This window comes from Streptomyces soli, assembly GCF_003999195.1.
GTDB lineage: Bacteria > Actinomycetota > Actinomycetes > Streptomycetales > Streptomycetaceae > Actinacidiphila > Actinacidiphila soli.
The window spans coordinates 1-26,162 of the sequence record NZ_RJVR01000294.1 but is presented as its reverse complement, the minus strand read 5'-3'; the positions used below and the strand labels follow the sequence as shown (position 1 = coordinate 26,162).

The following is a 26,162-nucleotide window of genomic DNA, read 5'->3' as shown; positions in this document are numbered from 1 at the left end:
CACACCGAGAAGCCCCATCCGTAGCTTCCGACTAAACAACGCCAAGCAGTTGATGACCACCCCACGACCGCCGCCCGCAACGCGCACACGACCCGTAACTGTTCTTCACCTGGGAAGTGCCTCTTCCGCTACCACGTACAGGACCCTCAGCACGTCCTATCGTTGCAGCTCAGAGGCAGCTCAGAGGCACTTTCTACTTTCTCGATCACCTACCGGACAGCGCCCCTCGTGAAAGCCCGAGGTTAGCGCTTCAGTTGGCGAGTTGAGTGTTGTGGTCGGCGAGCGAGCTGATCTCGGGCCCTACACGCAAGCTCTCGCCGCCCGAATCGACCGAGACGCCGCAGCCCAACCCACCCGGGGTCATGGCGCATGAGCACACAAGGCTCACGTGTCGGGGTGTCGTTAAGGCTCCGCGTCAGGACCGGGCGAGGACGCAGAACTCGTGGCCCTCCGGGTCGGCCAGGCACGTCCACGGGACGTCGCCCTGGCCGAGGTCGAGGTCGGTGGCGCCGAGGGCCCGCAGCCGGGCCACCTCCGCTGCTTTGTCATCACCGGGGTACGGCACCAGGTCAAGATGGACGCGGTCTGGCACGGTCTTCACGTCGGGCGTGCGGCGGAACTCGAGAGACGGGCCGACACCCTTGGCGGAGCGCAGCACCGCATGATCGTCGGTCACCTCGTGCAGGGTCCAGTCCATCGCCTCGCCCCAGAACCGGGCCATGGCCCGCGGATCCGCGCAGTCGACCACCACCCGGGCGATCGGCCCGGTGTCCCGGTAGAAACCATTCATGCTCCACACGCCCGACCGGTCGGGCGGCGGCGCGAGCGAGTGAAGGCCGACCCGCCCGCACACGGGCACTTCCCGACCCGGGAAGGCCGGCCGGGCGAAGCAGAGCCCCGCCGGCCCGCCCAACCCACCACCACGACTTCACCGCGTACGCCGCCCGCCAGGCCGTCATGTTCGCGCTGCTCAACCCCACGGCCGAGCGCGTCGAGGACCTGCGCCGACGCCTGATGGTGCTTGGGCCCGACACGCCCGCCCCCCTGCATCTGGACATCGTGGAGGCCGACGCCGATTTGGAGGCCGCGAGCGAGGCCGCCACCGCCGCACGGGATCTGACCGGCGTGGCCCGCAACCTCGCCGTCGCCGCCGCCGAGAAGCAGCTAGACCGATCCTGCGCACATGACCGGTTCGGGTGAGCCGCCCGTCGTGGGAGCTCGGGCGGCGTGATCGGGTTCGCCCGGTATTCTGCGGCGCAGATCGTGTCCTGACCCGGTTCGGCCGCGTCGTGCCCGGCGGTGTCGTCACCCTCACGGGTTAGGTGCGAAGTCACCGGCTAGATCACGCCACGCGTGTGCGCTTCCTCGATCGCGTTGAGCGTTGAGCGCAGATGCTGGAGCGTCAACTGCTCAATCGTGTCGACGTCGCCCGCGCGGTACAGCCTTACCAACTCCGCGTGTTCGCCGTTCGCCTCGGGCACCTGCTCCGGCCGGGCCGCCAGGGACAGGCTCACGTACGCCGACGCGCTGTCACGGAGGTTGGCCAGGATGCCGGCCAGCTTGCTGCCGTTGTCGGGCTCGCCGAACAGCGCGTGGAAGTCGCGGTTCAGCTCCACCCACGCTGACAGGTTGGTCTCCTTCTGCATCCGCTCCGCCAGCTCTTCCGCCTGGTCCAGCTGCGCATTCGTAACGGTCGCGGCGACGCGGCGAACCATCAGCGGCTCAAGGATGATGCGCAGTTGGTAGATCTCGCGTACTTCTGCGATGTCAAGCCGCCTGACCACTGCGCCGCGGTGCGGGTCCATGACGACGAGTCCTTCGACAGACAGGTCGCGCAGCGCCTCGCGCAGCGGTGTCGTGCTGATGTCGAGCTCCGAGGCCAGCTCCGTCTGCACCAGGCGTGTGCCGCCAGCCAGCGTGCCGTCGAGAATGGCGGTACGGAGGGTGGTCAGCGCGTATTCGTGAGCCGTACGAGCCCGTCCGGGCGCCGTCAGCTTGCCGACCCTCACCGCTGCCTCCAGGTGTGATGTGTGTCTGCGCGAGGAGATCCACGAGCATGTTCCTCGCGTGTTTCTCCGCGTGCCTCTCCGCTCAGCTTAGGTCCCACCAGCTCAGGCACCCATCCGCCCTGCGAACTGCGCCCGTACCGTTTCCTGGTCGCACCCCGCCGCCAGCAGCGCCCACAGCAGCAGGCGCGCCTTGCGCGCGTCCAGCCAGCCCGCCGGGATCGCGCCCCGCCGCAGCAGGTCCTGTTCCGAGCCGGCGAAGCCGTATGTGTCGTGGAACACCGCGCCCGCTCCGGTCCGCGTCGCGAACACCACGGGAATCCGTCCGACCGCCTTGGACACCACCGCCGCGAGGTCCTCCGAGACGTGGCCCGCGCCGAACGCGGAGAGCACGGCCCCGTCGTACCCCGCCGCCTCCGCAAGGCCCAGCAACTCGCCGTCGTCCCCGAGGCACGTCTCCAGCAGCGCCACCCGCGGACCGGTGCCGCCGCCGGTGGCGCCGGTGCCCGCGGTCGGCCGGGAGAGCGGCGCCGGGCGGCCGCGGGCCGGGCGGTTCCCGTACGCGAGCGTCCGCTCGTGCACCCGGGCCAGCGGACCGAACGGTACGGAGGTGAAGGCGCCGAGCGCGCTGCTGTCGGCCTTCCGTACCCGCGCCGCCGCGTGCACCTCGTCGTTGAGCACTACCAGCACGCCGAGCCCGCGTGAGCGCGGCTCGGCGGCGGTGAGCGTGGCGGCCAGCAGATTCGCCGGGCCGTCCGCGCTCGGGTACTGCGGGGGCCGCATCGCGCCCGCGACTATCAGCGGCTCGGGCCGGTCCCAGTACAGGTCGAGGAAGTAGCTCGTCTCCTCCAGCGTGTCGGTGCCCTGGACGAGCACCACCCCCGCGGCTCCGTCCGCGACCGCGGCACGTGCCCAGTCCAGCGCGGACAGCAGTTCGGCGAAGCCGAGCGAGGCGCCCGGCTTGGTGAACAGGGTCTCGGCGCGTATCTCCGCGACCTCCGGCAGCTCGGGCACGGAGCCCGTCAGGTCGGCGGCGGTCAGCGAGGGCGTGACGCCCCGCGCGCCGGCCGGCACGGACGTCTCTGTCCCGTCGGGGCCCGCCGTTTCGGCCGGTGCGGCGGCCGCCCTGGTCATGGTGATCGTCCCGCCCAGGGACGCGATGGCCACTAGAGGCTTCGTCATTGCTCACTCTCAGTGACTTGACAGTTGATAGTTTGCATTTTATAGGATGCCGGAATTGCTCCGTATGCTACCCGGAAACCTGATGGAGGCAACGTCGTGGTCTCAGCCGCAGACACAGACACCGAAGGCCGACGGGGCCTTCTCCACGCCGAAGGCCCCCGTCTGAGCACCACGCTTGCCCTGATCAGCCTGGCCGTGCTGGCTGCTTCGTATGTCGTCAACGCGATGGACCGGCAAGTCTTCTCGGTCCTTCTGCCAGGCATCCGCAGTGAGTTCGGCTTCAGCCTCGGCCAAGGCGGGTTGCTTTCCACGATCTTCACGCTGGGTATCGGCCTGGCCGGAGTCCCGACCGGTTACCTGCTCGACCGGATGTCCCGCAAAAGCGTCATCATCATCGGGATCGCGATCTACTCGATCTTCACGATCCTCACCACGCTGGCCGTCGGATTTCCCGACATGGTCGCCTACCGCGCCCTGTCGGGCGTCGGCGAAGCCATGCAGAACGGCGCGCTGTTCTCCGCGGTCGGCGCCTACTTCTTCGCCAACCGGGCCATGGCGCTCGGCACGCTCAACTTCGCCTACGGGCTCGGTGGGTTCATCGGTCCGCTGCTCGGCGCGCACATCGCGGCCGGCAACGGCTGGCGCACGACCTTCTGGACGTACGGCCTGATCGGCCTCGTCTTCGTCGTCATCGTGGCGCTGACGATCCGCAAGTCCTTCACCGAACGGAAGGAAACGGTGGTCAAGGCCGGGCCACGGCTGCGCGTCGACCATCTGCCGACGGCTCTGTACAACCGCAACGTGCTGCTCCTGATGCTCACCGCGATCGTCGTGGGCGTGTCGATGTACGGCTACATCGGGCTGTACCCGACCTTCCTGGAGACCAAGCTCGGCTTCGGCACCGGGCAGGCATCCCTGGCGGCCAGCATGTTCGGCCTCGGCGCGGTGCTCGGCATCCCGGCCGGCTGGCTCGGCGACAAGCTCAACCAGCGCGCCGTGATGATCGTCGCGGCGCTCGCCGGATGCGTCGTCGGCTACCTGTTGTTCAACGGGCCCACCACCGCGGGGCCGCAGTACGCGCTGTCCTTCGGGGAGGGCGCTCTCGCCAGTGGCTTCCTCTTCGTCAACATCTACTCCGCGATGCAGCGCGCGGTCAGGCCGAACCTCATCGGCCGGGTCTCCGGGCTGTTCGTCGCGTCGTTCTACCTGCCCGCCGCGTTCGCGGGCTACCTGTTCTCCGCGCTCGTCAACAGCACCGGATGGGGCGGCGCGGGCCTGTGGCAGCTGACCCTGCTGCCGCTGGTAGGGGTCGCGGCGCTGCTGTTCGTCCGGTCGGGCGCGCTCGCCCGTACGACGCAATTGGCCTCCCCGTGACGGCACGTCCGACCGCGCCGCCCCTCCACCGAAACGAACGGATCGCTTCACCATGAACACCACGACAGGCCCGCGCCGTTGGCACGAGCAGCGCTGGATCACCGACTCGGTGCTGCGCACGGACGGTCTCGAATGGGACCAGCCGCGCGTCGCGTACACCCTGCGGCCCATGGGCGTGGACGCCACTGCGGACTTCCGGGTGGCCGAGTCCCGCATCCACAAGTTCGCGGATCTCGTCCCCGTCTTCACCGAACTCGCCCAGCGGCGTGAGGGGCTGGCCGAAGAGGCGGAACGACATGGGCGAACAGTCGCCGCCCGCGAGCACTACTTCCACGCGGCGCTGCTCTACGCCACGGCCGAGTGGCCCATCTGGGAGGACTGCGAGCGCCTGACCAGCCTCGACGACCGCAAGAACGCCTGCTACAGCGCGTACGGGCGGCTCTCGGACCACCACGTCGAGCGCGTCGAGATCCCGTTCGGGGACACCTTCATTCCGGCCTGGTTCCATCTGCCGCGCGGATACGCGGGCGGCCCCGTGCACACCGTCCTGTCCTGCGGCGGCATGGACGCGCCGAAGGAACTCAACGTCAACCTGTACGGCGACAAGTTCCTCGAACGCGGCTTCGCCGTGCTCGCCTTCGACGGCCCCGGACAGGGTGAAGCGCCCATCAGGGGCAACAAGTTCACGCCCAGCGCGTGGATCGACGCCGGGGCTGCCCTGGTCGAGTGGTGCCGTGCCCGGCCCGAGGTCGACGACGAGCGGATCGTGGGCTTCGGCCTGTCCTTCGGCTCGTACTGGATGTCGCAGATCGCCGCCACCCAGCCGTCGCTGCGCGGTAGCGCGGTCGGTCTGGTCTGTCACGAACCCGGCTGCCACATGATCTTCGAGATGGCCTCGCCGTCCTTCAAGGCCCGCTACATGTGGATGTCCGGCCTCGAACACGACGAGGCGGCCTTCGACCGCATGGTCCAGGAGATCGACCTGCGGCCGCTGATCGGCGGCATGAGCGCGCCCTGGCTGGTGGTCGCGGGCGACGAGGACGAACTGTCCCCGGTCGAGCACAGCTACGCGCTCGCCGCCGCCTGCCCGACGCCCGCGCCGATGCTCGTCTACCAGCAGGGCAGGCACGCGCTGTCGCTGCCCACACCCTCCGTCGCGCTCGGGCCCAACTGGGTGACGTACACGGCGGACTGGCTGCTGGACCGAGTGACCGGCGTACCTGCCGAGGATTACGTCGACTACGTCCTGCCGACCGGGAGGACCGAACGCCGCACCCACCCGAAGGAGTCTGGACGATGACCGCCGTTCCCTACGGACGCTCCGCTGTTGTCACCATCGACCTGCACCGCGGCCACCTCGACCCGGCCGTGGCGACCATGCCGCTGCCCGCCGCCGACGCGGCCCGCGTCACCAAGGCCAACGCCGACTTCCTGGCCGGCGCCCGACGGCAGGACGTACCCGTCGTGCACGTCGTCACCTCGTACCACGCCGTCGAGGAGATCGCCTCCAACCCGTGGTGGGCCTCGGTCGCCGACACCGACGCCAGCCGGGCCAACGTCCTGCGGCACCAACTGCCCGGCAGCCCCGGCCTCACCCTGATGCCCGAGGTGTACGACCCGGAGTACGACGTGGTCGTCATCGGCAAGAAGCGGTACGACTGCTTCTCCGCCACCGACCTCGACCACGTCCTTCGCTCGAGGCGCATCGACACGCTCCTGCTGACAGGCGTCAACACCAACAGCTGCGTCCTGGCCACCACCGTCGCCGCCAACACGCGCGACTACGCGCCCGTGGTCGTCGAGGAGTGCGTGGACACCATGGACAAGGCCGCGCACGAGGCCGCGCTGCTGGTGATCCGGCAGGCATTCGGCTGGGTCGCGTCCGCGAAGGAGGTGCTCGCCGCTCTATGACCACGTCACCAAAAACCCGCCCCAAGGTCGTCGACGCGCACGCGCACGTCATCCCGCCCGTCCTCGTCGACGCCATGCGCGAAGGGCTCGCGCCCGACGGCATCCGGCTCGAGGAGCGCAGCGACGGCTCGACGTGGGTGGTGCATCGGCAGGGCTATCGCTACCCGCTGCTGGACGACTTCCACCACGTGCCCACCCGGCTCGCCACCATGGACCGGCAGGGCATCGACGCCGCCCTGCTGTCCGTGGCACCGCCCCTGTTCCTCTACTGGATCGAGCCCGCCGCGGCCGTCGAGGCCGCCCGCATGATCAACGACGCGATCGCTGCGATGGCCGCCCAGGCACCCGGCCGGTTCGCCGGACTGGCCACCCTGCCGCTCCAGGACCCGGCCGCCGCCGTCGACGAACTCCGCCGGGCGGTGCGCACGCTGGGGCTGCGGGGTGCACAGATCGGGCCGCACGCCGAGGACGTGCCGCTGGACGACGCGCGGCTGCGGCCCGTGCTCGCGGCGGCGGCCGAACTGTCCGTGCCGCTGGTGGTCCACCCGTACTACGTGGGCGCCGCGCCCGGCATGCTCGACGACTTCTACCTGACCAACCTCCAGGGCAACCCCTGGCAGACCGCGGTGTGCGCGTCCCGGCTGATCCTGTCCGGCACCCTCGACGCCCTCCCGGACCTCGACGTGGTGCTGGTGCACGGCGGCGGCCACCTGCCCTACCAGCTCGGCCGCCTCGACCATGGGCACAAGGTCAGGCCGGAGGCGAAGGGCTGCGCCGAGCCGCCCAGCCGCTACGCGCGCCGGTTCCACTACGACACGCTCACCCACAGCCCGGCCGCGACGGCCTGGTTGATCGAGCAGGTGGGCGCCGACCGGCTGGTCCTCGGCACCGACACGCCCTTCGACATGGGCGCGGACGGGCTCGGCAGCCAGCTCGCGGGGGTGGAACTGGGCGCCGACGCCCTGGCGCGGATCGCGCACACCAACATCGAACGACTCGTAGGACCCGTAGGAGACCGTGTGGACGGCGCGGGCCCCGAGAAAGGTACCCGGAATGGCTGAGACCCTGTTGCTGCGGATCGACGGAAAGGACGTCGCCGCGTCCGACGGCGCCACCTTCGCCGTCACCAACCCCGCCACCGGCGGGCACCTCTACGACGTCGCACACGCCACCCCCGGCGACGTGAACCACGCGGTCGCCGCCGCCCGTACCGCCTTCGAGGACCAGCGCTGGCGCGGCATCCGCCCGCGCGAGCGCGCCCGGGTGCTGAACCGCGCGGCCGGTCTGCTCGCCGACCGCATCGACGTGTACGCCCGCCTCGAGACCCTCCAGATCGGCCGGCCGCTGCGCGAGATGCGCGCCCAGCTCGCCCGGCTGCCCGAATGGCTGGAGTACTTCGGGGCCGTCGCGCAGACCGCGGAAGGCAGCGTGCCTGACTTCGGCGCCGGCTACCTCAACGTCGTGAACCGGGTGCCGCTCGGCGTCGCAGGGCTCATCACACCCTGGAACCACCCGCTGCTGATCACCATGAAGAAGCTGTCGGCAGCGCTCGCGGCGGGCAACTCCCTCGTCATCAAACCCAGCGAACTCGGGCCCGCCGTGCCGCTCGCGCTGGTCGATCTGCTGGAGGAGGCCGGGGTGCCGGCCGGGGTGGTCAACGTCGTCACCGGGCTGGGTGCCACCACCGGCCGCGCGCTGTCCGAACACCAGGGTCTCGCGAAGCTCGACATCACCGGCGGCACCGAGACGGGCCGCGTCGTCGCCGCCACCGCCGGCCGCTCGCTGATCCCGGTCACCGCCGAGCTCGGCGGCAAGGCGCCGGTCGTGATCTTCGACGACGTCGACCTCGAACAGGCCGTCGCGGGCGCGCTGTTCGCGTCCTTCATCGCCACCGGGCAGACCTGTGTGCAGGGCGCCCGGGTCCTCGTACAGCGGTCGGTGCACGAGCGGTTCGTGGCGCGCTTCATCGAACGCACCCAGGCACTCAGGCTCGGCGACCCGCTCGCCGTCGACACCCAGGTCGGGCCGCTGGTGTCCGAGGCACAGCGCGAGAAGGTCGCGCAGGCCGTCGCCAGGGCGGCCGGACAGGGCGCGCGCGTGCTGTGCGGCGGGCGGGTGCCGCGGGGCGCGGAGTACCGGAAGGGCTGGTTCTACGAGCCGACCGTCGTCGGGGACATCACGCCGGAGCACGAGCTGTGGTATGAGGAGGTGTTCGGCCCGCTCACCCTCGTCGTACCGTTCGACGACGAGGCCGACGCCCTGCGCAAGGCCAACGACTGCCCGTTCGGGCTCGCCGCGTCCGTGTGGACAGCCGACACGGGCCGCGCCCTGCGGGTCGCCGACGGCCTCGACGTCGGCATCACCTGGGTCAACGACCACCACCGCATCGACCCCAGCTCGCCCTGGGGCGGTTCGAAGGACAGCGGTATCGGCTCGGAGAACGGCCTCGACGCGTACCGCACGTACACCCGCCAGAAGAGCGTCGTGATCAACTCCTCCGGCACGCCGTTCGACTGGTACGCCACGACGCAAGACCTGCGCTATTCCTGACGGGCCAAGGAGGCCGAGCTATGCCGGAAACGAAACTGGATCTGCTGGTGGCGGGCGGCACGGTGGTCACGCCGCAGGGCCGCCGCAGGGCGAACATCGCGGTACGCGACGGGCAGATCGCCTACGTGGGCCCCGAGCGCCCCGCGGCCGCCGAGACGGTCGACGCGAGCGGCCTGCTGGTGCTGCCGGGCGGCGTCGACACCCACGTGCACCTGATGGACCCGGGCAGCACGGACCGGGAGGACTTCCCGACGGGCACGTCGGCGGCAGCGGCCTCCGGCGTCACAACCATCGTCGAGCACAGCCACGGCACGCCGGTCAGGACGGTCGACGACCTCCACGACAAGCGCGCCTACCTGCGGATGCGTTCGAACGTGGACTACGGACTCGCCGCCCACGCCTGGCCGGGCAGCGCGTCGGCCGTGCCCGCACTGTGGGCGGCGGGCGTGACGTTCTTCAAGCTCTTCACCTGCACCACGCACGGCGTGCCCGGCCACACCGCCGCCGCGCTCAAGGAACACCTGACCCAGACCGCGCTGTGCGGCGGCGTGAGCCTGCTGCACTGCGAGGACGAATCACTCACCGAGTCCGCCGAGGAAGTGCTCAGGGCGGAGGGCCGCACGGACGGCGGCGTGCTGGCCGACTGGCGCAACAGGGACGCCGAACTGGTCGCCGCCTCCGTCGCCGCACTCCTCGTGCGGCGCACCGCGGCGCGCGCCACCATCGCACACGTCAGCAACCCGGAGGTCGCCGCGTACGTGGCACGGGAACGCGCACAGGGCGCGCGGCTCGCGGCCGAGGGCTGCCCGCAGTACTTCCTGCTGCGTGAGGACGAAGCCCTCGACCAGGGCGCACTCCGTAAGTTCACCCCTCCCGCGCGCGCCCGCACGGACGAGGACGAACGGGAGATGTGGCAGCTGCTGCGGGAGGGCACGCTGACCCACATGTCCACCGACCACGCGCCCTCGACCCTGGAACAAAAGCGCGCGGGCGACATCTGGAACGTCCACTTCGGCCTGCCGGGCCTGGACAGCACGATGGCGCTCCTGCTGGACGCCGCGGCCCGCGGGCACCTCACGTACGAGGATGTCGCCAGGGTCTACAGCGAAGTCCCGGCGAAGACGTACGGCCTGTGGCCCCGCAAGGGCCGGCTCGCCGTGGGAGCGGACGCGGACCTGGTCATGGTCGACCCGGGCGCGGAACGGGTGCTGCGCAACGAGGACGTCCTGTCGAAGGCGGGTTGGACCCCGTTCGACGGCCGCCGGGTGAAGGGCCGCCCGGTCCGCACGTACCTGCGCGGCACGCTGGTGGCCGAGAACCACAAGCCGTTCGGGGAACGCGCGGGCGTCTTCGTACCGGGCGCGGGCGGCCGCCCGGACCATCCCTGACACCACATCACGCGCGCGGCTCACCAGACGAGCCACCACGCGCGTACCCGGCCGAAAAGCCTCCACGGGCCAGTGGCTCGCCTCCGGCGAAGACGTCCGGCGGCGAGCCCGCCCGGGTACGCGACGGCACGCTCTGATGCGCCGCCCCATAAGACGCACCGCGCGGCGCCGTTTCCGGCCCTGCAGAATCATGACCGGATGACTGCTCGACGCGGCCTCGGCACCGGCCCGGGCCGGGACGACCACCCCACGTCGGCCGACTCTTCCTGTAGGCCGCCGCCGGCTGCCGTCGTGGCCGCCGTCCGATTCGACCCGGGGCGTTCAGGGTCAGCGCTTGGTGGCGGTGAGGACGCCGATCTTGTCGATACGGTGTTCGGGGTTGTTCTGCGCGTCCCGCCAGAAGTTGCCCGCCGCGTGGTCCTCGGGCGTGAGGCAGGTGGTCACGGTGATCATCGCCCGGGCGGGGGCGGCGCCGGGAGAGCCGGGGACAGCGGCGCGCTGCGCGTTCATGGAGGCCTGCGACCGGAAGGAGGTCGTCCGGGTCGAGGTGATCGTGTACTCGTACGTCACACCGCCGGCGGTCACGAACACGGACGCGCCCGTCGGCAGCGACGGCAGCGCCCGCAGCGGTCCGCCCGCCGTGACGCGGTGCCCGGTCACGATGTAGTTGCCCACGTCGCCGGGGCCGACCCCGCCGCCAGGACCGTGCGGGCTGGCGGCCACGCCCTGGTCCTGAATCCGGGTGCCCGGCGCGTCGTCGGGACTGCCCTGGTACGGGACCACAGACAGGCCGGACACGCCGATGGCGGGTATCGACAGCGTGGCCGCCTGGACGCGGGTGACGGCCTGGGGGCGTGCCGAGGCCGGTCCGGAGGGGGCGGCGAGCGCGCCGGGCGCCGACAGCCCGACGGCGAGGGCGGCGCCGACGAGCGCCGCCGGCACGGTACGAGAGGGGAAGAACAGGCGCTGGGGCATGGCAATGTCCCTACGTCGGCCGGGCCGCACGGGGATCAGACAGGCCCGGTTGGCTCTTCCAGCGTCGCATACGGGACCGGATGTCGCAGGGCTGTGACGTGCCGGTGGGACGGGGGTCCGTCTGCTCGCCCTGGCACTCCACCGCGCCGAGCACTGACCACCTCCCGCCGGGGCCCGGTCACCCGGGCCCCGGCGGGCCCGGCTACGAGGACGTCACTGAGGAGTCCTACGGTCATGACTCGACGGTGGGGAACAGACCCGCCTGGGCATGGTGTGGGACGCGGCGTTGTCTCAGGTCGTATGAAGAAGGCGCCGGCCAGGACGGGGGACCTGGCCGGCGCCGGATTGGGGGTGCGGGTTGCCTACATGTCCCTTCCGGACGTCCACGTCAGGCGGCGACCGGGTAGGTGCCCTCGGTGCCGGAGCCGGCCGAGGGGTAGACCATGTAGCCCGCTCAGGACAGGTAGACCTTGCCGGTGGTGGTGAGCGCGGTCGGGGCGGCCGGCGTGTTGGCGGTGACCGGGACGGTCGCGGTGGCGGTGTCCGCGGCGTTGGAAGAGTTACCGGAGGTGTCCTCGGCGTACACGGTGTAGGTGTACGCGGTGCCCGCGACGGCCGTGGTGTCCGTGTACGAGGTGCTGGTCACCGGGGCGTCCCGCTTGTCAGCGGTGTCACTGCGGGCGGCCTGGGCGGCCGTGGACGGGTACTTCGGCATGACGTATCCCCTGCCAGCCGGGCCACGCCCCCGACCGGCTCGTACGACTGCCGCTGACACGACGGAACGGAGAGCTGGGAGCGCGGGCTTCGAAAGACCTTGACCCCGCGAGCGGCAGTACGCGGCCGGCCGGGCAGGACGATATCCGCGACAGCAGTACCCGCCCGAGCAACGACCCGCTGTTCCCTCGAACGAGTGCCCCGACGCGCACGACCAGAGCGCGAACGGCGGGCAAGCCTGTACAGAGCGCCTGGCCACGCAGACCGTGTACGTCGATGCCCGCCTCGATCTCACCCATCGCCGTGTCCTCGCGGCCGCCCGGACGGGGGACATCGACTACGGACTGACCGAAGAATTCCGGACGTCATCGCTCCGGAGACCGACGTCCGCTGCGGAAGCTGAAACACACAACGAGTCAAGGAGCGATCTCGCAGCCGCCGCTTGACGAGTTAGCGCCGTGAGGTGTCTACCGCACGGCCAAGTTCGTTGCGGAACAGCCGTACCACGTTGGCACCGAGCACCTTCACTATGTCCTCGGCCGGCCAACCGCGGCGGATGAGCGCCTCGGTGACCAGGGGTAGCCCCGACGGGCCCTCCAGACCGGGAAGGTAGGTGATTGGGCCGTAGGCGTCGAGCTCGCAGCAGGGCGGGGTCGTGTCGGCGAATACCTCCTGGATGAAGTCAGGGCCGAGACCGACGTGGTCGACGCCGGCGACGGCGGCCACATGCTCGAGGTGGTCGACGAGACGGTCCAGGGTGTGATCGGTCTCATGCAGGTACGGCGCGAAGAAGTTGACGCAGACCACACCGCCGAGCCGGGAGATGCCGGCGATCTGGTCATCGGTGAGATTCCGGTGGTGGTCGCGCAGCGCACGGGCGGAGGAGTGGGTGGCCAGCACCGGTCGGGTCGAGATCTCCAGAACGTGCTCGACGCCGGCCGCCCCGAGATGGCTGACGTCGAAAGTCATACCCATGCGTTCCATCTCGCCGACGGCCTCGACCCCAGCCCGGGTGAGCCGGCTGCGGGTGCCGTCTTCGGCGCTGCCATCGGCGAGGGCCGCACGGCCGAGGTGCGCGAGGGAGGCGACCCGAACCCCGAGCCGGTGCATCGTCTCCAGCAGTTCGATGTTGTCACTTACTCCCGGAGCACTTTCCAGCGCCAGGACGAGCGCGATCCGGCCGGCGGCCAGGGCTGCGTCCACCTCGGCACCGTCCCGGCACAATGCGACGGAGTCCTGGTTCTCGCCGGCCAGCCGATGGGCGGCCTCGATCATTCGCAGCGTCTGACGAAGCGCGCCCTCAGGCCGGTACTCGTCGCCGATGAACACCGGCAGCACCTGGAGATCCACACCGCCCGCTCGCAGTTGCGGCAGCCAGCGTTCACGGAAGTAGGACCCCCATCGCGGCACCGGCCGAGCGACCACGGCCATGAGCAGATCGTTGTGTGTGTCGGCGACCACGGCATCCCGGTGTAGCGCGCGCCAGTCGTCCCTGGTGTCCACGGTGACCTCACTTCCTTCGGGGATGACTCACAGGACCGGGACGGCTTCGGCGAAGTGACACGCCACCGGATGGCCCTGGCCGCGTTCGGCGAGTTCCGGCACCTCCTGCTGGCAGCGGGTCCGCTCGGAGTCGTCAAGCCGGTTGGCGAACAGCGGGCAGCGGGTCCGGAACCGGCACCCGGACGGCGGGTCCGTCGGACTCGGCATCTCCCCGCTCACGACGATTCGCCGGCGTGCCCTTTCCTTGCGGGGATCCGGGATCGGGATGGCCGAGATGAGCGCCTGTGTGTACGGGTGCGCCGGATTGGCGAACAACTCCTCGCTCTTGCCGGTCTCGACGATCCGCCCGAGGTACATGACCGCGACCCGGTCCGCGACGTGACGCACCACGGACAGGTCGTGTGCCACGAACAGGTAGGCGAGCCCGAGCCGGCGCTGTAGGTCTTCGAGCAGGTTGACCACGCCGGCCTGGATGGACACGTCGAGCGCGGACACCGGTTCGTCGAGGACGAGGAGCTTCGGTTCGAGGGCGAGAGCGCGGGCGATGCCGATGCGCTGCCGCTGCCCGCCGGAGAACTCGTGCGGGTACCGGTTGCCGTGCTCGGAGTTGAGCCCGACCGTCTGCATGAGGTCGGCGACGTACCGTGCCCGGTCGGCGGCGTGCAGCCGGTGGATGCGCAGCGGCTCGGCGATTATCTCGTGGACCGTGAGTCGGGGGTCCAGCGAGGCCATCGGGTCCTGGAATACGATCTGCATCTGCCGGCGCAGCCGCCGCAGCCGGTTAGCGGACAGTTCCGCGATGTCCTGCTCTTCGAAGACGACCTGACCCGAGGTGGCACGGCGCAACCCGAGGACGGCGCGGCTGGTGGTCGACTTTCCGCAGCCGGACTCGCCGACCAGGCCCAGCGTCTCGCCGGGGTAGATCTCGAACGAGACGTCGCACACGGCGTGCACGGTGCCCTTCGTCCGGCCCAGCAGGCCCCGGCCGCGCACCGGGAAGTGCACCACCAGGTCCCGTACCGACAAGATCGGCTTGGTGGGGCCGGTCGGCCCGGACGGCACGGCGTTCGGGATGGCCGCGTTGTGATCAAGGGCCGTCACGGGAGGTCTCCTTCGGCGGTGGGTGCGAACAGGTCGTGCGGCCGCACGTCGGCCAGCTCTTCGGAGAAGTGACAGGCGGCGCGGTGCCGCCGCGAGGTGGCGTCCGTGAGAGCGGGCTCCTCGGTTTCGCACCTGTCCCTGGCCATCGGGCACCGGGGGGTGAAGGGGCATCCGGCGGGAAGGTTGAGCAGAGACGGCGGTGAGCCGAGGATCGGCAGCAGCCGCCGCGACCTGCCGGCGTCCAGGCGTGGCACGCTGCCCAGGAGGCCCATGGTGTAGGGCATGCGCGGCCGGTAGTAGATGTCCTCCACGTCGCCGATCTCCACCGGCTTGCCCGCGTACATCACGAGGACCCGGTCGGCCTGCCCGGCGACGACACCGAGGTCGTGCGTGATGAGGACCATGGCCGCGCCGGTCTCCTGCTGCGCGGTCCGCAGCGCGTCGAGTACCTGGGACTGCACCGTCACGTCGAGCGCGGTGGTGGGCTCGTCAGCGATGATCACGTCGGGCCTGTTGGCCATGGCGATGGCGATGACGACCCGCTGCCGCACCCCGCCGGACAGCTCGTGCGGGTAGCTGTCCACCCGCTGACCCGGGTTGGGGATGCCGACGGCGTCGAGCAACTCCACCGACCGCTTACGGGCCTGTGCCTTCGACACGTTGTTGTGGGCCAGTATGGTCTCGGCCAGCTGGTAACCGATCGTGTAGACCGGGTTCAGCGAGGTCATGGGGTCCTGGAAGATCATAGCGATCTTGCTGCCGCGGAGTTTGTTGAGCCCGCTCTCCCGGAGGCCGACAAGCTCCTGTCCGCGGAACCGGATCGAGCCGGTGATCCGTGCCGACCGGGGCAGCAGACCCATGATGGCCATCGACGTCACCGACTTGCCGGACCCCGACTCGCCGACGATGCCGAGGATCTCGCGCTCTCGAAGGCGGTAGCTCACCCCGCGGACGGCCTGGACAGGCCCGTCGTCGGTGGGAAAGCTCACCGTCAGGTCCTCGACGACCAGCACGTCCGCACTCTCGTCCGCGGCCGGTGTCCCGGCGGTCAACTCAGTGGTCATGAGCGCACCCTCGTCGTGGTCGGGTCGAACGCGTCCCGCAGGCCGTCGCCGATGAAGTTGATGCTGAGGACGATGAGGATGATGAAGGCTCCCGGAAAGTAGAACAGCCAGGGCCGGGTGGACACAGCGGTCTGCGCCTGGCTCACCAGCAGGCCGAGGGAGGTGTCCGGCGGCCGCACCCCGAATCCGATGAAGGACAGGCCGGTCTCGGACAGGATCGCCGTCGCGACGAGGATGGTGACGCTCACGATGACCGGGCCCATCACATTGGGCACGAGGTGACCGAAGATGATCCGCCGGTCCCGCGCCCCGAGCGCGCGAGCAGCCTCGATGAACTCCTTCTCCCGCAGGGACAGGACCGAGCCTCGGACGACCCGGGCGACGATCGGCCAGGTGAGCGCCGCGAGAATGATCCCGATGAAGAACCAGCTGCCGGCGGACGTACCCACCTGGGATCCGAGGATGGCGGCGACCGCGATGGTCGGGAAGGTGAGGACCAGGTCCACGAACCGCATCATGAGCGTGTCGTACACACCCCGGTAGTAGCCGGCTATCGCCCCGTAGACGGTGCCGACGCAGGTCGCGGTGAGGGCCACGAACAGCGCGATCTCCAGCGACCGTTGGGTCCCTCTCATCACCATGGCCATCAGGTCGATACCGGTCGAGTCGGTGCCGAAAGGATGCCGGAGGGAAGGTGGCACCGAGATGTCCGGTGTCAGCTGGTCGTAGGAGTAGTGCCAGACCGCCCCGCCGGCGAAGGCGAACAGCACCACCGCGATGAAGACCACCAGGCTGGCAACCGCGAGCTTGTGCCGCAGGAAGCGGCGCAGGATCAGGCGGCTTTGCGAACGTGCCTCGACGGTGAACTCGCGGTCCGGGCGTGCGGGCCCTTGGGAGGGGCCTGTGGTCGGCGCCACCCGCACTGCGCGTGGCCCGTGATCCTCCTGCGGCTGAGAGCTAGGCATAGCGGATCCTCGGGTCGAGTAGGGCGTAGAGCAGGTCGGCTATCAGGTTCATCAGGATCACCGCACTACCCGCGATGAGCAGCCAGGCCAGTACCGGATAGACGTCACGGAGCTGGATGGAGGTAAGCAGGAGGTCCCCCATGCCGTGCCACTGGAACACGGTCTCGGTCACGATCGCGCCGGAGAAGAAGGCGGCGAAGTCCATCGACATCACGGTCACCATGGGCGCGAGCGCGGTGCGCAGCGCATGGCGCACCAGCACCTGCCGTCGGGGCAGGCCCTTCGCCCTGGCCAGCAGGACGTAGTCGCTGCTGAGCACTTCGAGCATGGACGCGCGGTTGAACCGGCTCCATGAGGCGAACGAGGTGATCGCCAGCACGATGGTGGGCAGGATGAGATGCCCGGCGATGTCGCCGATCTGTGCCGCCAACCCCCCGGTGGTCTCGATCGACCTGTCGCCGATCGTGTAGAAGATGGTGTGACCGGTCTGCAGGTTGATGTTCACCGCGAGTTGCTTGAGCAGGATCGCGAACCAGAAGACCGGCATCGCGAGGAACAGGAAACCCAGTCCGGTCAGGGCGTAGTCGGTCGGCGAGTACTGCTTGGCCGCGCTCACGACGCCGACGACGCCCGCGATGATGGCGGCGAGCAGGACGGCGAGCAGCACCAGCCGCATCGTCACCCCGAAGCGGATCCAGAGCTCGTGCCCGATGTTGATGTTCTGTACCGAGGGACCGAAGTCGCCGCGCGGGATTCCGCTGATCCAGTGCCAGTAGCGTTCCAGCATCGGCTGGTCCAGCCGGAGCTCGTGGGCCTGGGCGCGGAGCACGGACTCCGGCGGGGGAGGTTGTCGCGCGCGCAGGTCGGCGAGCGGGTCGCCGGACAGCGACACCATGAGGAACACCAGGAAGGTGGAGGTCAGCAGCACCGGAATCGAGATGATCAGGCGCCGAACGGCGTAGGCGAACATTGTGTGGTCTCCTTCCCACCGTCGGCGACGGGGGCGGCTTGGGGTCACCGTCGCGGTCCTGGCCCGGCCGCACCCCTGGGTGGGGATGCGGGCGGGCCGTACGGACCGCGACTCGGACGTTTCGGGGCGGGAGGCTAGCTGCCGGACTCGAGCAAGCCCCAGTCGGCGATGTTGTACGTCGGGCCGATGTAGTTGGCGTTGTTGCGGATGCCGCCGTACTTGCTGTCGTAGGCGAGCAGGCCGGGCCGCTGGTAGAGCGGCAGCGAGACGGCGTCCGAGGAGATCTGCTTGTCCGCCTTGTTGAGATCGGCCGCCACCGCCGTCGGGTCCAGGTTGGTGACTGAGTCCTTCAGCAACTTGTCCACGTTGGCGTTGCGGTAGTTGGCGATGTTATTGCTGCAGTAGGTCACGCCCTTCGGGCACGACAGGTAGACCGGAGCGTTGATCGCCGCCGGGAACGCAGAGCCGACCCAGGCGAACACGATGATGTCGTAGTCGTAGTGCGAGTCCTGGTGGACCTGGCTGGCGCCCAGATTGTCTGTCGGCTCGACGTTGACGGTGATGCCGAGCGGCTTGACGTACGAGGCGAACAGCGTGCCCTCGGTCTGGCGCAGCTGGTTGCCCGCCGTGTAGACGAAGCGCAGCGCGGGCACCGGCTTGCCGTCCGGGGCGACCAGCTTGGTGCCGATGCCGGTGTAGCCCGCGGTCTGCAGGATCTGCTTGGCCTTGGCGACGTCGGCCTTGCCGAAGCCGAGCGAGCCGACGTTGTCCTGGTAGCCCTGCTGTTGGGGCATGAAGAAGTGGTTGTTCAGCGGCTTGATGCCAGGACTGATCTGGCCGACGGTCCTGTCGATGATGCCCTGGGTGTCGACCGCGGTGAACATCGACTGGCGCAGCGCGTCGCCGGCCGGGTTCTGCCCGAGGAACGGGTTGTTCAGGTTGAACTCGAAGTGCTCCCAGAAGTAGGTGGTCCCGACCTGGTAGTTCACGCCCTGGAGCTGCTTGAGCTGGTTGAGCAGGTCTACCTGGGGCGCGGGGGCGATGGCCTGAACCTCATGGTTCTGCAGCGCCGGGACCTCCTGCGTGGTGTCGGTGATGATGCGGAAGGTCACCTGGTCCAGATTCGGGCCGCTGCCGTACCAACTGGCGTTCTTGGCCTCGATGACGGCCTGGCTGGGCTGGAACTGCTTGATGGTGAACGGCCCGCCGGACCAGGTCGGCGGCTTGTCGGCGAACCCGTGGTTGAAGCTGGTCGCCAGCCCCGCCGCGGTCTTGATGTCACCGTAGGTGGCCGCGATGTGCGACGGGAGCAGGAAGGAGAACAGCGTCTGCCAGGCCGCGAAAGGCTTCTTGAACACCACGGTCGCGGTCTTGCCGCCGTCGGATCCGCTGACAGAGGCGATCTGGTCGTAGCCGGTGGTCGACGCCACCTGGCACTTGGGGCAGTCCTTGGCGTTCTGGGTCTTCCACAGGTAGCTGAAGTCGTCCGCGCTGATCGGTGTCTTGTCCGACCAGACCGCCTTGGGGTTGATCTTGTAGACGATGGTCTGCGGGCTCGTCGACGTCTGCTTGGCGCTCAGCACCAGGTTGGTGTTGAGCTTCACGGTCTGCATGTCCGGCTGGGGAACGTAGACGCTGGGCATGACGCCCGCGACCGCTTCCATTGACTCCACCGTGCTTCCGATGGGCGTCAGCGGGTTCCAGCTGGCGACGTTCTTCTCCAGGACGTAGGTGAGGTTCCCACCTGACTTGACCGGACCGTTGTTGACCGTGTTCGCGTCGCCCTGGATCTGCTTGGCAGCACCCGTGTCAGCACCGCCGGTGCCGGCGGGGGCACCGGAGCATGCCGCCATGGCAAGGCTGAGCGCGAGCGCGCTGACCACCATGCCGAGGGCTCTTGCCGGACGTTTCCGACCTTCTCTCATCGCTTGTCCTTCGTCGATCTTCGGGCCCGGGAGGGCCTGCTGCAAACCGGGGGTTTGGGGGGAATGGATCTTTCGGGGAGGTCCGGGCGAAGCCGGAATCTCCGTGATGAGGTCAGCCGGAATCGGAACCCGTGCCGTCGGCCAGTCCGGCCCACACGCCACGGGCATGCCTGATGTGCTGGGCCATCAGGCGCTCGGCCCTGTCGACGTCACCGGCTTCGATGGCGTCCAGCAGCAGTTCGTGCTCTCGCGCGGAGTCGATCAGATCCGGCGATCCGATCATCTGCTGCAGGCCGTGCAACCGGGTCTGGTTGCGCAGGCGACCCACGATCTCCACGAGGTAGCGGTTGCCCGTCCTCGCTAGCAGGCCCAGATGCAGGTCGTGGTCATGAGCGATGAAAGCGACCATGTCTCCGCTCACCGCTTTCTGTTCGGTCTCCTTGGCCAGCGCCCGCAAATCCGACAGGTCCTGGGTCGGCCGGATGGCCGCGAGGTCCCGCACGGCCGCAACCTCAAGCATCGAGCGGATGCGGACCACCGCGTCCAGGTCGTCCTCGCTGAGGGTGCGGACCCGGAACCCGCGGTTGCGCACGACGTCAACGAGCTCTTCCTTGGCGAGGTCGAGGACCGCCTCACGCACCGGGGTCACGGAGACACCCAGCTGAGCCGCGATGCTGCCGATCGAGTGGAGCTCGCCGGCGACCAGTGCGCCGGTGATGATCCGGGCCCGAATCAGCCTGGCCGCTTCGTCTCGCAAGCTGGTCCGCGCGAGAACACCAAGCTCTCCCTGCCCGCGCTCGGCGCCATCGCCGAGCCCGCTCGCGGCCGTCACGCCTGCCCGCCGGGGCCGCGCGATTCTGTAGTTAAGGTGTGATGCATGAGGTGTAAGGTACTACTCTGTCGAGGCGCAGTACAAGGGGGAGAACGCCAGAGCAGATCGCTGAGCCTCCGTCACACCGCCCCGACCTGCTGACCGAATGTGCTCCACAGCCCGCTGACCGAACGCTGAAGGACAAGCAGCAAATGACCTCGTCAAGCGCGGAAAACGCCAAGAACGCCGCAATCAACGTGCGGCAAGAACTCAACATCCCGGTGGCCATGCGTGACAGCGTGGTGCTCGTTGCCGACCTGTACCGGCCCGACACCGACGCTCCCGTGCCGGTCATCGTCGCCCGCACGCCGTACGGCAAGAACACCGAATTCTCCTACCGCAAAGCCATGTGGTGGGCGCGGCGCGGATATGCCTTCCTCTGGATGGACGTACGGGGACGCGGCGACTCGGAGGGGGACTTCCGGCCACACCGCGACGAGCCGCTCGACGGCTACGACACCATCGAGTGGGCCGCCAAGCAGCCCTGGTGCGACGGCCAGGTCGTCACCTGGGGGCAGTCCTACCTCGGCTACGTGCAGTGGCTGACCGCGGTCGAGCAGCCGCCGAGCCTGAAGGCGATGATCGTCTACGTGCCACCGTCCGACCCCTTCGTGGAGTGGCCGACCGGCGTGCACCTGCCGATGGAGGTCTGCTGGTTCCGGCTGATAGACGGCCGTTCCTTGCAGTACGTCGAGGGGATCGACTGGGACGCGGTCTACGATCACCTGCCGCTGCTCAGCCTGGACGAGCACGCGGGGTTCCACAGCAAGCACTGGCGAGACGATCTGTCCCACTCGCCATCGGACACCGAGTACTGGGGTCCGAAGAACTACCAGCACCGGTTCGGCCAGGTCGACATCCCCACCATGCACGTCACCGGCTGGTACGACGACGTGCAGCCGGCCACGTTCATCAACTTCACCCGGATGACCAAGCAGGCGCCGACCGAGCGGACCCAGCGCGCCCAGCGGCTCGTCGTCGGGCCCTGGGACCACGGCCTCACCCGGCGGCGGGAGCGGACCCTCGGCCCCATCGACTTCGGCCCCGGCGCGGACTTCGACCTCGACGGCCACGAATTGCGCTTCCTCGACCACTTCGTCAAGGGCCTGGACAACGGCGCCCACGCCGACCCCCGTGCCCAACTGTTCATCATGGGCGAGGACCAGTGGCGCAGCGAGGACGAATGGCCGATCGCGCGCACCAAGTGGACCTCGCTCTACCTGTCCAGCGGCGGCAGCGCGAACACCCGGTTCGGTGACGGCGTCCTGACCTGGGAACAGCCGGGCACCGACGAGCCTGCCGACACCTACCGCTACGACCCCGCCGATCCGGTGCCGTACATCACCTCATCGACCTCACACCAGATCGGCGGACCCGACGACTACCGCACGATCGAAGAGCGCGCGGACGTTCTCGTCTACTCCACCCCTGTGCTGGAGACCGATGTGGAGGTGACCGGCCCGGTCCGCCTGGAGCTGTTCGCGTCCAGCGACGCGGTGGACACCGACTTCACCGCCAAGCTCGTGGACGTGCACCCCGACGGCTTCTGCCAGCGCCTGAATGACGGCATCGTGCGCGGACGATTCCGCGAAGGGCTCGACGAGGAAAGGTTCCTGCGACCCGGCGAGGTGTACAAGTTCGAGGTGCACCTGTGGAGCACCTCCCAGGTCTTCCGCGCCGGCCACCAAATCCGGCTGGAGATCTCCTCGAGCACCTTCCCGAAGTACGACCGCAACCTGAACACCGGCGGGCCGCTGGCGACCGGAGTGGAGAGCAAGGTCGCCGAGAACAGCGTCTGGCACAGCGCCGGACACCCGTCACGGCTGATCCTGCCCGTGATCCCCGCAGCCGATGTGACCGGCTGAAACAGCGATCCACCACAAGGAGAGACCCGTGCTTGAGATCAGCACCGTCGACTATCACACCGCCGGAGAGCCGTTCCGGATCGTCACCGGCGGCGCGCCCGACCTGACCGGTTCCACCGTGCTGGACCGCCGGGAGAACGCCGCGTCCGCCGAGATCGACCGAATCCGCCGGCTGCTGGTCCACGAGCCGCGCGGCCACGCCGACATGTACGGCTGCTTCGTCACCCCGCCCGACGATGACGGAGCGTCGTTCGGGGCGGTCTTCTTCCACAAGGACGGCTACTCCACCGCGTGCGGGCACGGCACCATCGCACTCGGTACCTGGGCGGTCGAGACCGGACGCGTCGACGCGCCGCCGGACGGCGAGGTGACGATACAGATCGATGTGCCGTCCGGCCGGGTCGGCGCCATCGTCCGCTTGACCGGCGGTAAGCCTCGGTCGGTAGGCTTCCGCAACGTGCCCGCCTTCGTGCACGCCCGAGGTGTGATCGTGGACACCGACGCCGGCCCCGCGACGGTCGACATCGCCTACGGCGGCGCGTTCTACGCCTCGGTCCGCGCCGACCGGCTCGGGGCAGCCGTCACCCCGGGCGACCTGCCACGCTTGATCGCATTGAGCCGCCAGATCAAATCCGCCCTCGACTCCCGCCAGGCCGCCGAACACCCCGCGGATCCCCGCCTGTCCGGCATCTACGGCGTGACGTTCTACGAGGACCTGCCCCGGCCGGCCAAGGGCGGCGCTCACCAGCGCAGCTGCACCGTGTTCGCAGACGGAGAGGTAGACAGGTCACCGTGCGGCAGCGGCACCACCGCCCGTCTCGCTCTTCTCGCCGACGAGGGCCGCCTGATCGACAGCGAACTGGTCCACGACAGTGTGGTGGGCACGAGGTTCCTCGGACGCGTTCTCGGTACGACCACCACGCTGGGCCGGGCCGGCTACTACACAGAGGTCGAGGGGAGTGCCTTCCGCACCGGTGAGCACCGGTTCATTCTCGACAGCGGGGACCCGCTTGGAGAAGGCTTCTCACTGCGATGACCCACCCACCCTACGTTGACCTGCCGACCCTTACCGGCCTCGTGTCCCTCCCCGCAGCGATCGACGCGCTGGAGAGCGCGTTGCGCGCGGGCTGGCCAGGGCAGGACCCGCTGCGCACATCGGTTCCGGTGCAGTCGGGTGAGTTCCTGCTCATGCCCAGCGAGAGCCCGCGCTACGCGGGGATCAAACTCATCACCGTCGCGCCGGGTAACCCCGCCCGGGGGCTTCCCCGCATCCAGGGCACCTACGTCCTGCATGACGCGGCCTCGCTGACCCCGCTTGCATTGTTCGACGCCGCCGCGCTCACCACGCTGCGGACACCCGCGATCTCGGCAGTCGCCACCAGGCATCTCGCCCGGCCGGACGCCACCGAGTTGGTCGTGGCCGGCACCGGACCGCAGGCGCTCGGCCACGTGCACGCCATGCGTGCCGTGCGCGACATCCAGCGTGTCGGTGTCCTTGGGCGGACCCCGGAGTCGACAGACACCTTTATCAAGACATTGGTGGAGATAGGAATATCTGCCTATCCGGCCGGCGCCGACGACGTGCCGCAGGCACACGTCCTGTGCCTGTGCACAACCGCCCGCAGCCCGGTCGTGCCTGACGACTGGATCGGCGACCGCGTGCATCTCAACGTCGTCGGCTCGCACGAGCCCACCGCACGCGAAGTGGAAACCGCGACCGTGGCACGGAGCCAAGTCGTGGTCGAGTCCCGGGATGCCGCGCTCGCCGAAGCGGGAGACCTCGTGATGGCGCTCGCGGACGGCGTGCCACCTTCAGTCATCATCGCCGACCTGGCAGAACTCGTTCGGGGCGTAACCATCGACCCCGCCCAGGTCACGCTCTTCAAGTCAGTCGGAACAGGCTGGGAGGACCTCGCGGTGGCCGCGCTTGCCTACGAGCTACTTTCCTGAGCTTGATCTTTGACCTCAATGCCGTTGACTCAGGTGTTGGGCTTGGCTGCTGTAGCTGGGACGACCTGCAGTGTTTCAGCGGGGCGTCGACGTGGCCTGGGTGGTTATGGCCGGTCGGGGTGCCAGGCGAGGAAGCGGGACATCTTCCGTTTCGCTTGGCGGGTCAGCACACGCAGGCGACGTGGCGGATTGAGTTCCTGGGCCAGTTCACGGGCGAGATTGGCCAGTTCGGCAGCGAGGTGGTGAGGGGAAAAAAGAACCGGTGAGCGTGGTGACGCTGCGGCGTGTTGCCCGCAGGGCGGCGGCGAAGGAGAGCCGGTGACGATCTAGTGCCGCATTTGCCGCATCAGGCAACGTTCGCCCTGTTGTGACGCGCCGTCCGGGTGTCGGTCCGGGCGGCGCGGACACGTCATGCTGTCCTCGTGGCAGAGCGCGTACATGTCCCGGAGATCGATGATAACGAGGGCCGACGGTACTTGTTGCCGTACACCGGGCCGACCTGCAGGTTCTGCACGGTGGAGCCGACGCATTCCTGCTTGTTCCACGGAATGTTCGCCGACTCCGTCTGATTCGGCGGGAAGACCCGCAGGGTCGGCACCATGGTGAGGTCGCACTGTGCGGCCGAGTACCCGCCCTGGCCGTTGACGGTCTGCACGTCGGCATAGGCGGGGGCATCCGGTATCAGCGTCACGATCGATGTCGCACCGGACGTACGGCTGGCCGCCTTGCCCAGCTGGATATTGTGGATTCGAGGGTGCGGGTCTCGCGAGGGTGCCTCCCGAAGAAACGGCCGTGTCGATCATGGCCGAGATCATGGCCCTCAACTGGGGCGGATCAGGACAACGACTCACCGGGGCCGAGCTGTCGATTCACCGGTAACGACCCGAGCAGTGTTCAACCTCAATTTGAATGTCGCCGCCGAAGATCGGCGCGCTGTTCGGCGGCCGCGACCTGTGACGGCTTGGGTACGGGCATGATGAGCCGCCGCGGTTCGAGGACTTCATCGTCAACCTGGTTCTCGACGAGCTCCCGTGCGACAAACTCTGTCGGCGACCGCCGAGAGCGTGACGCAAGGCGTAGGCGGACGGGACGGGTTCCGGATCGCAAAAGTGCCAGAGGTGTGATGCGGGCCCGGCCGCATTCCGGTGGGAGCTCGTCGTGCTCCTGGTCCTCTGACTTGTTGACGAGGCGCCAGATGCGTACGGCGGCAGCCGCGAACTCTTAAGGACCGGATGGCTCAGAGTAATCACAGGTCAACCACGGAGTCCTCATAGGAACGGCCGACAGTCTCTGCGTAGTTGTCCAAGCGATGAGGAGAGCCGTCATGAACGACTACGACCCGACAAGCCACTCGTCGGCTGGGTCAGCCCCGGCAACCATGGCCGTGCGAGCACGCCGGCCAAGCGTACGGCGGTTGCTGTCGAAGAAGAGGGGTGGATGGATCACGGCCGCCGGGCTGACGTGTGCGGTCGCTGGACTCACCGGTGCCGGCACGTCCGCTGCGGCGGATTTCTCGTCGTCCGCGTCGTCCCTTTCGGCCACAGCCACGTCCTCACCGACCGCAACGCCCACCGGCGGCGGGCCCGTGTCCGGGCCGGCCGCCGGGGGTGCGACCGGCATCGTCGACACCACGTCCACGTCGGGCTTCACCTTTGCGACGGCAACGGGTGTGGAGGTGACCGTCACCGAGGCGTCCTCCACGAAATACGAGAAAGGAACCCGCCGCGCCTCGGCGAGCGCCGTGAAGAACGGCGCAAGCGTCCTCGTCCTGGGGACGGTCGACAGCGCGACCATCGCGGCTACGCGGGTCATCGTGCAACCCGGGGGCGACGGCGGAGCTGCGGCTGC

23 protein-coding genes and 1 pseudogene are annotated in these 26,162 nt (G+C 69.1%); 10 read left to right on the top strand and 14 right to left on the bottom strand.

The window, feature by feature from the left end:
- Window positions 1–415: 415 nt before the first annotated feature.
- Window positions 416–778 (bottom strand): annotated as a pseudogene (locus EFK10_RS32865) (VOC family protein); the annotation flags it as partial.
- A 179-nt stretch (window positions 779–957) separates the two neighbouring features.
- Between EFK10_RS32865 and EFK10_RS32860 the strand changes: the two are divergent.
- Window positions 958–1,200 carry a hypothetical protein gene (locus EFK10_RS32860; RefSeq protein WP_127359311.1) on the top strand — a complete coding sequence of 81 codons (243 nt, stop codon included), beginning with the start codon at window positions 958–960 and terminating at the stop codon, window positions 1,198–1,200.
- Between the two features lie 137 nt (window positions 1,201–1,337).
- On the opposite strand, the gene EFK10_RS32855 is transcribed toward EFK10_RS32860, so the two are convergent.
- On the bottom strand, window positions 1,338–2,009 hold the full coding sequence (locus tag EFK10_RS32855) for a GntR family transcriptional regulator (RefSeq protein ID WP_127359310.1): 672 nt from the start codon (window positions 2,007–2,009) through the stop codon (window positions 1,338–1,340).
- Between the two features lie 102 nt (window positions 2,010–2,111).
- Window positions 2,112–3,188, bottom strand: a complete 1,077-nt coding sequence (locus tag EFK10_RS32850; RefSeq protein ID WP_127359309.1) for an asparaginase — start codon at window positions 3,186–3,188, stop codon at window positions 2,112–2,114.
- A 96-nt stretch (window positions 3,189–3,284) separates the two neighbouring features.
- Between EFK10_RS32850 and EFK10_RS32845 the strand changes: the two genes are divergently transcribed.
- From EFK10_RS32845 to EFK10_RS32820, 6 genes are read left to right on the top strand one after another with little or no spacing between them, the layout of a single operon-like run.
- Complete coding sequence (locus EFK10_RS32845; RefSeq protein WP_164836244.1) at window positions 3,285–4,562, top strand: MFS transporter; 1,278 nt, start codon at window positions 3,285–3,287, stop codon at window positions 4,560–4,562.
- Window positions 4,563–4,614: 52 nt separating this feature from the next.
- Window positions 4,615–5,862, top strand: a complete 1,248-nt coding sequence (locus EFK10_RS32840; RefSeq protein ID WP_127359307.1) for an alpha/beta hydrolase family protein — start codon at window positions 4,615–4,617, stop codon at window positions 5,860–5,862.
- On the top strand, window positions 5,859–6,473 hold the full coding sequence (locus EFK10_RS32835) for a cysteine hydrolase family protein (protein ID WP_127359306.1): 615 nt from the start codon (window positions 5,859–5,861) through the stop codon (window positions 6,471–6,473). The genes EFK10_RS32840 and EFK10_RS32835 overlap by 4 nt, the downstream gene beginning before the upstream one ends.
- The gene (locus EFK10_RS32830; RefSeq protein ID WP_127359305.1) at window positions 6,470–7,534 is read left to right on the top strand and encodes an amidohydrolase family protein; all 1,065 of its coding nucleotides are present in this window, start codon (window positions 6,470–6,472) and stop codon (window positions 7,532–7,534) included. The genes EFK10_RS32835 and EFK10_RS32830 overlap by 4 nt, the downstream gene beginning before the upstream one ends.
- Window positions 7,527–9,023: an aldehyde dehydrogenase gene (locus EFK10_RS32825; protein WP_127359304.1), complete on the top strand. Its 1,497-nt coding sequence runs from the start codon at window positions 7,527–7,529 to the stop codon at window positions 9,021–9,023. Before EFK10_RS32830 ends, EFK10_RS32825 begins: the two co-directional genes overlap by 8 nt.
- A 20-nt stretch (window positions 9,024–9,043) precedes the next feature.
- The gene (locus EFK10_RS32820; RefSeq protein WP_127359303.1) at window positions 9,044–10,411 is read left to right on the top strand and encodes a dihydroorotase; all 1,368 of its coding nucleotides are present in this window, start codon (window positions 9,044–9,046) and stop codon (window positions 10,409–10,411) included.
- Window positions 10,412–10,738: 327 nt separating this feature from the next.
- Here the strand turns inward: EFK10_RS32820 and EFK10_RS32815 are convergent, their stop codons facing one another.
- From EFK10_RS32815 to EFK10_RS32775, 9 genes are all read right to left on the bottom strand, one after another.
- Window positions 10,739–11,386, bottom strand: coding sequence for a sortase domain-containing protein (locus EFK10_RS32815; RefSeq protein ID WP_127359302.1), 648 nt, complete (start codon window positions 11,384–11,386; stop codon window positions 10,739–10,741).
- Window positions 11,387–11,840: 454 nt separating this feature from the next.
- Window positions 11,841–12,101 carry a hypothetical protein gene (locus EFK10_RS32810; protein ID WP_127359301.1) on the bottom strand — a complete coding sequence of 87 codons (261 nt, stop codon included), beginning with the start codon at window positions 12,099–12,101 and terminating at the stop codon, window positions 11,841–11,843.
- A gap of 449 nt (window positions 12,102–12,550) precedes the next feature.
- The gene (locus EFK10_RS32805) at window positions 12,551–13,603 is read right to left on the bottom strand and encodes a dipeptidase (protein WP_265737581.1); all 1,053 of its coding nucleotides are present in this window, start codon (window positions 13,601–13,603) and stop codon (window positions 12,551–12,553) included.
- A gap of 27 nt (window positions 13,604–13,630) precedes the next feature.
- Window positions 13,631–14,704 carry an ABC transporter ATP-binding protein gene (locus tag EFK10_RS32800; RefSeq protein ID WP_240677621.1) on the bottom strand — a complete coding sequence of 358 codons (1,074 nt, stop codon included), beginning with the start codon at window positions 14,702–14,704 and terminating at the stop codon, window positions 13,631–13,633.
- On the bottom strand, window positions 14,701–15,768 hold the full coding sequence (locus EFK10_RS32795) for an ABC transporter ATP-binding protein (protein WP_127359299.1): 1,068 nt from the start codon (window positions 15,766–15,768) through the stop codon (window positions 14,701–14,703). Before EFK10_RS32795 ends, EFK10_RS32800 begins: the two co-directional genes overlap by 4 nt.
- Complete coding sequence (locus tag EFK10_RS32790; protein WP_127359298.1) at window positions 15,765–16,733, bottom strand: ABC transporter permease; 969 nt, start codon at window positions 16,731–16,733, stop codon at window positions 15,765–15,767. Before EFK10_RS32790 ends, EFK10_RS32795 begins: the two co-directional genes overlap by 4 nt.
- On the bottom strand, window positions 16,726–17,703 hold the full coding sequence (locus EFK10_RS32785; RefSeq protein WP_127359297.1) for an ABC transporter permease: 978 nt from the start codon (window positions 17,701–17,703) through the stop codon (window positions 16,726–16,728). Before EFK10_RS32785 ends, EFK10_RS32790 begins: the two co-directional genes overlap by 8 nt.
- Window positions 17,704–17,837: 134 nt before the next feature.
- Window positions 17,838–19,589, bottom strand: a complete 1,752-nt coding sequence (locus EFK10_RS32780) for an ABC transporter family substrate-binding protein (RefSeq protein WP_164836243.1) — start codon at window positions 19,587–19,589, stop codon at window positions 17,838–17,840.
- Between the two features lie 151 nt (window positions 19,590–19,740).
- On the bottom strand, window positions 19,741–20,460 hold the full coding sequence (locus EFK10_RS32775; RefSeq protein ID WP_127359295.1) for a GntR family transcriptional regulator: 720 nt from the start codon (window positions 20,458–20,460) through the stop codon (window positions 19,741–19,743).
- Window positions 20,461–20,651: 191 nt separating this feature from the next.
- Here EFK10_RS32775 and EFK10_RS32770 point away from each other — a divergent pair, with 191 nt between their 5' ends.
- From EFK10_RS32770 to EFK10_RS32760, 3 genes are read left to right on the top strand one after another with little or no spacing between them, the layout of a single operon-like run.
- A complete protein-coding gene (locus tag EFK10_RS32770; RefSeq protein ID WP_127359294.1) occupies window positions 20,652–22,364 on the top strand; it encodes a CocE/NonD family hydrolase in 1,713 nt (570 codons plus the stop codon).
- A 28-nt stretch (window positions 22,365–22,392) separates the two neighbouring features.
- Entirely contained in the window at window positions 22,393–23,400 is a 1,008-nt protein-coding gene (locus tag EFK10_RS32765) for a proline racemase family protein (protein ID WP_240677620.1), read from the top strand.
- Entirely contained in the window at window positions 23,397–24,314 is a 918-nt protein-coding gene (locus EFK10_RS32760) for an ornithine cyclodeaminase family protein (RefSeq protein WP_127359292.1), read from the top strand. Before EFK10_RS32765 ends, EFK10_RS32760 begins: the two co-directional genes overlap by 4 nt.
- Window positions 24,315–24,723: 409 nt before the next feature.
- On the opposite strand, the gene EFK10_RS32755 is transcribed toward EFK10_RS32760, so the two are convergent.
- Window positions 24,724–25,047 carry a DUF4232 domain-containing protein gene (locus EFK10_RS32755; protein ID WP_265737583.1) on the bottom strand — a complete coding sequence of 108 codons (324 nt, stop codon included), beginning with the start codon at window positions 25,045–25,047 and terminating at the stop codon, window positions 24,724–24,726.
- A 599-nt stretch (window positions 25,048–25,646) separates the two neighbouring features.
- Window positions 25,647–26,000, bottom strand: coding sequence for a hypothetical protein (locus EFK10_RS32750; protein ID WP_206305676.1), 354 nt, complete (start codon window positions 25,998–26,000; stop codon window positions 25,647–25,649).
- Window positions 26,001–26,162: the final 162 nt, after the last annotated feature.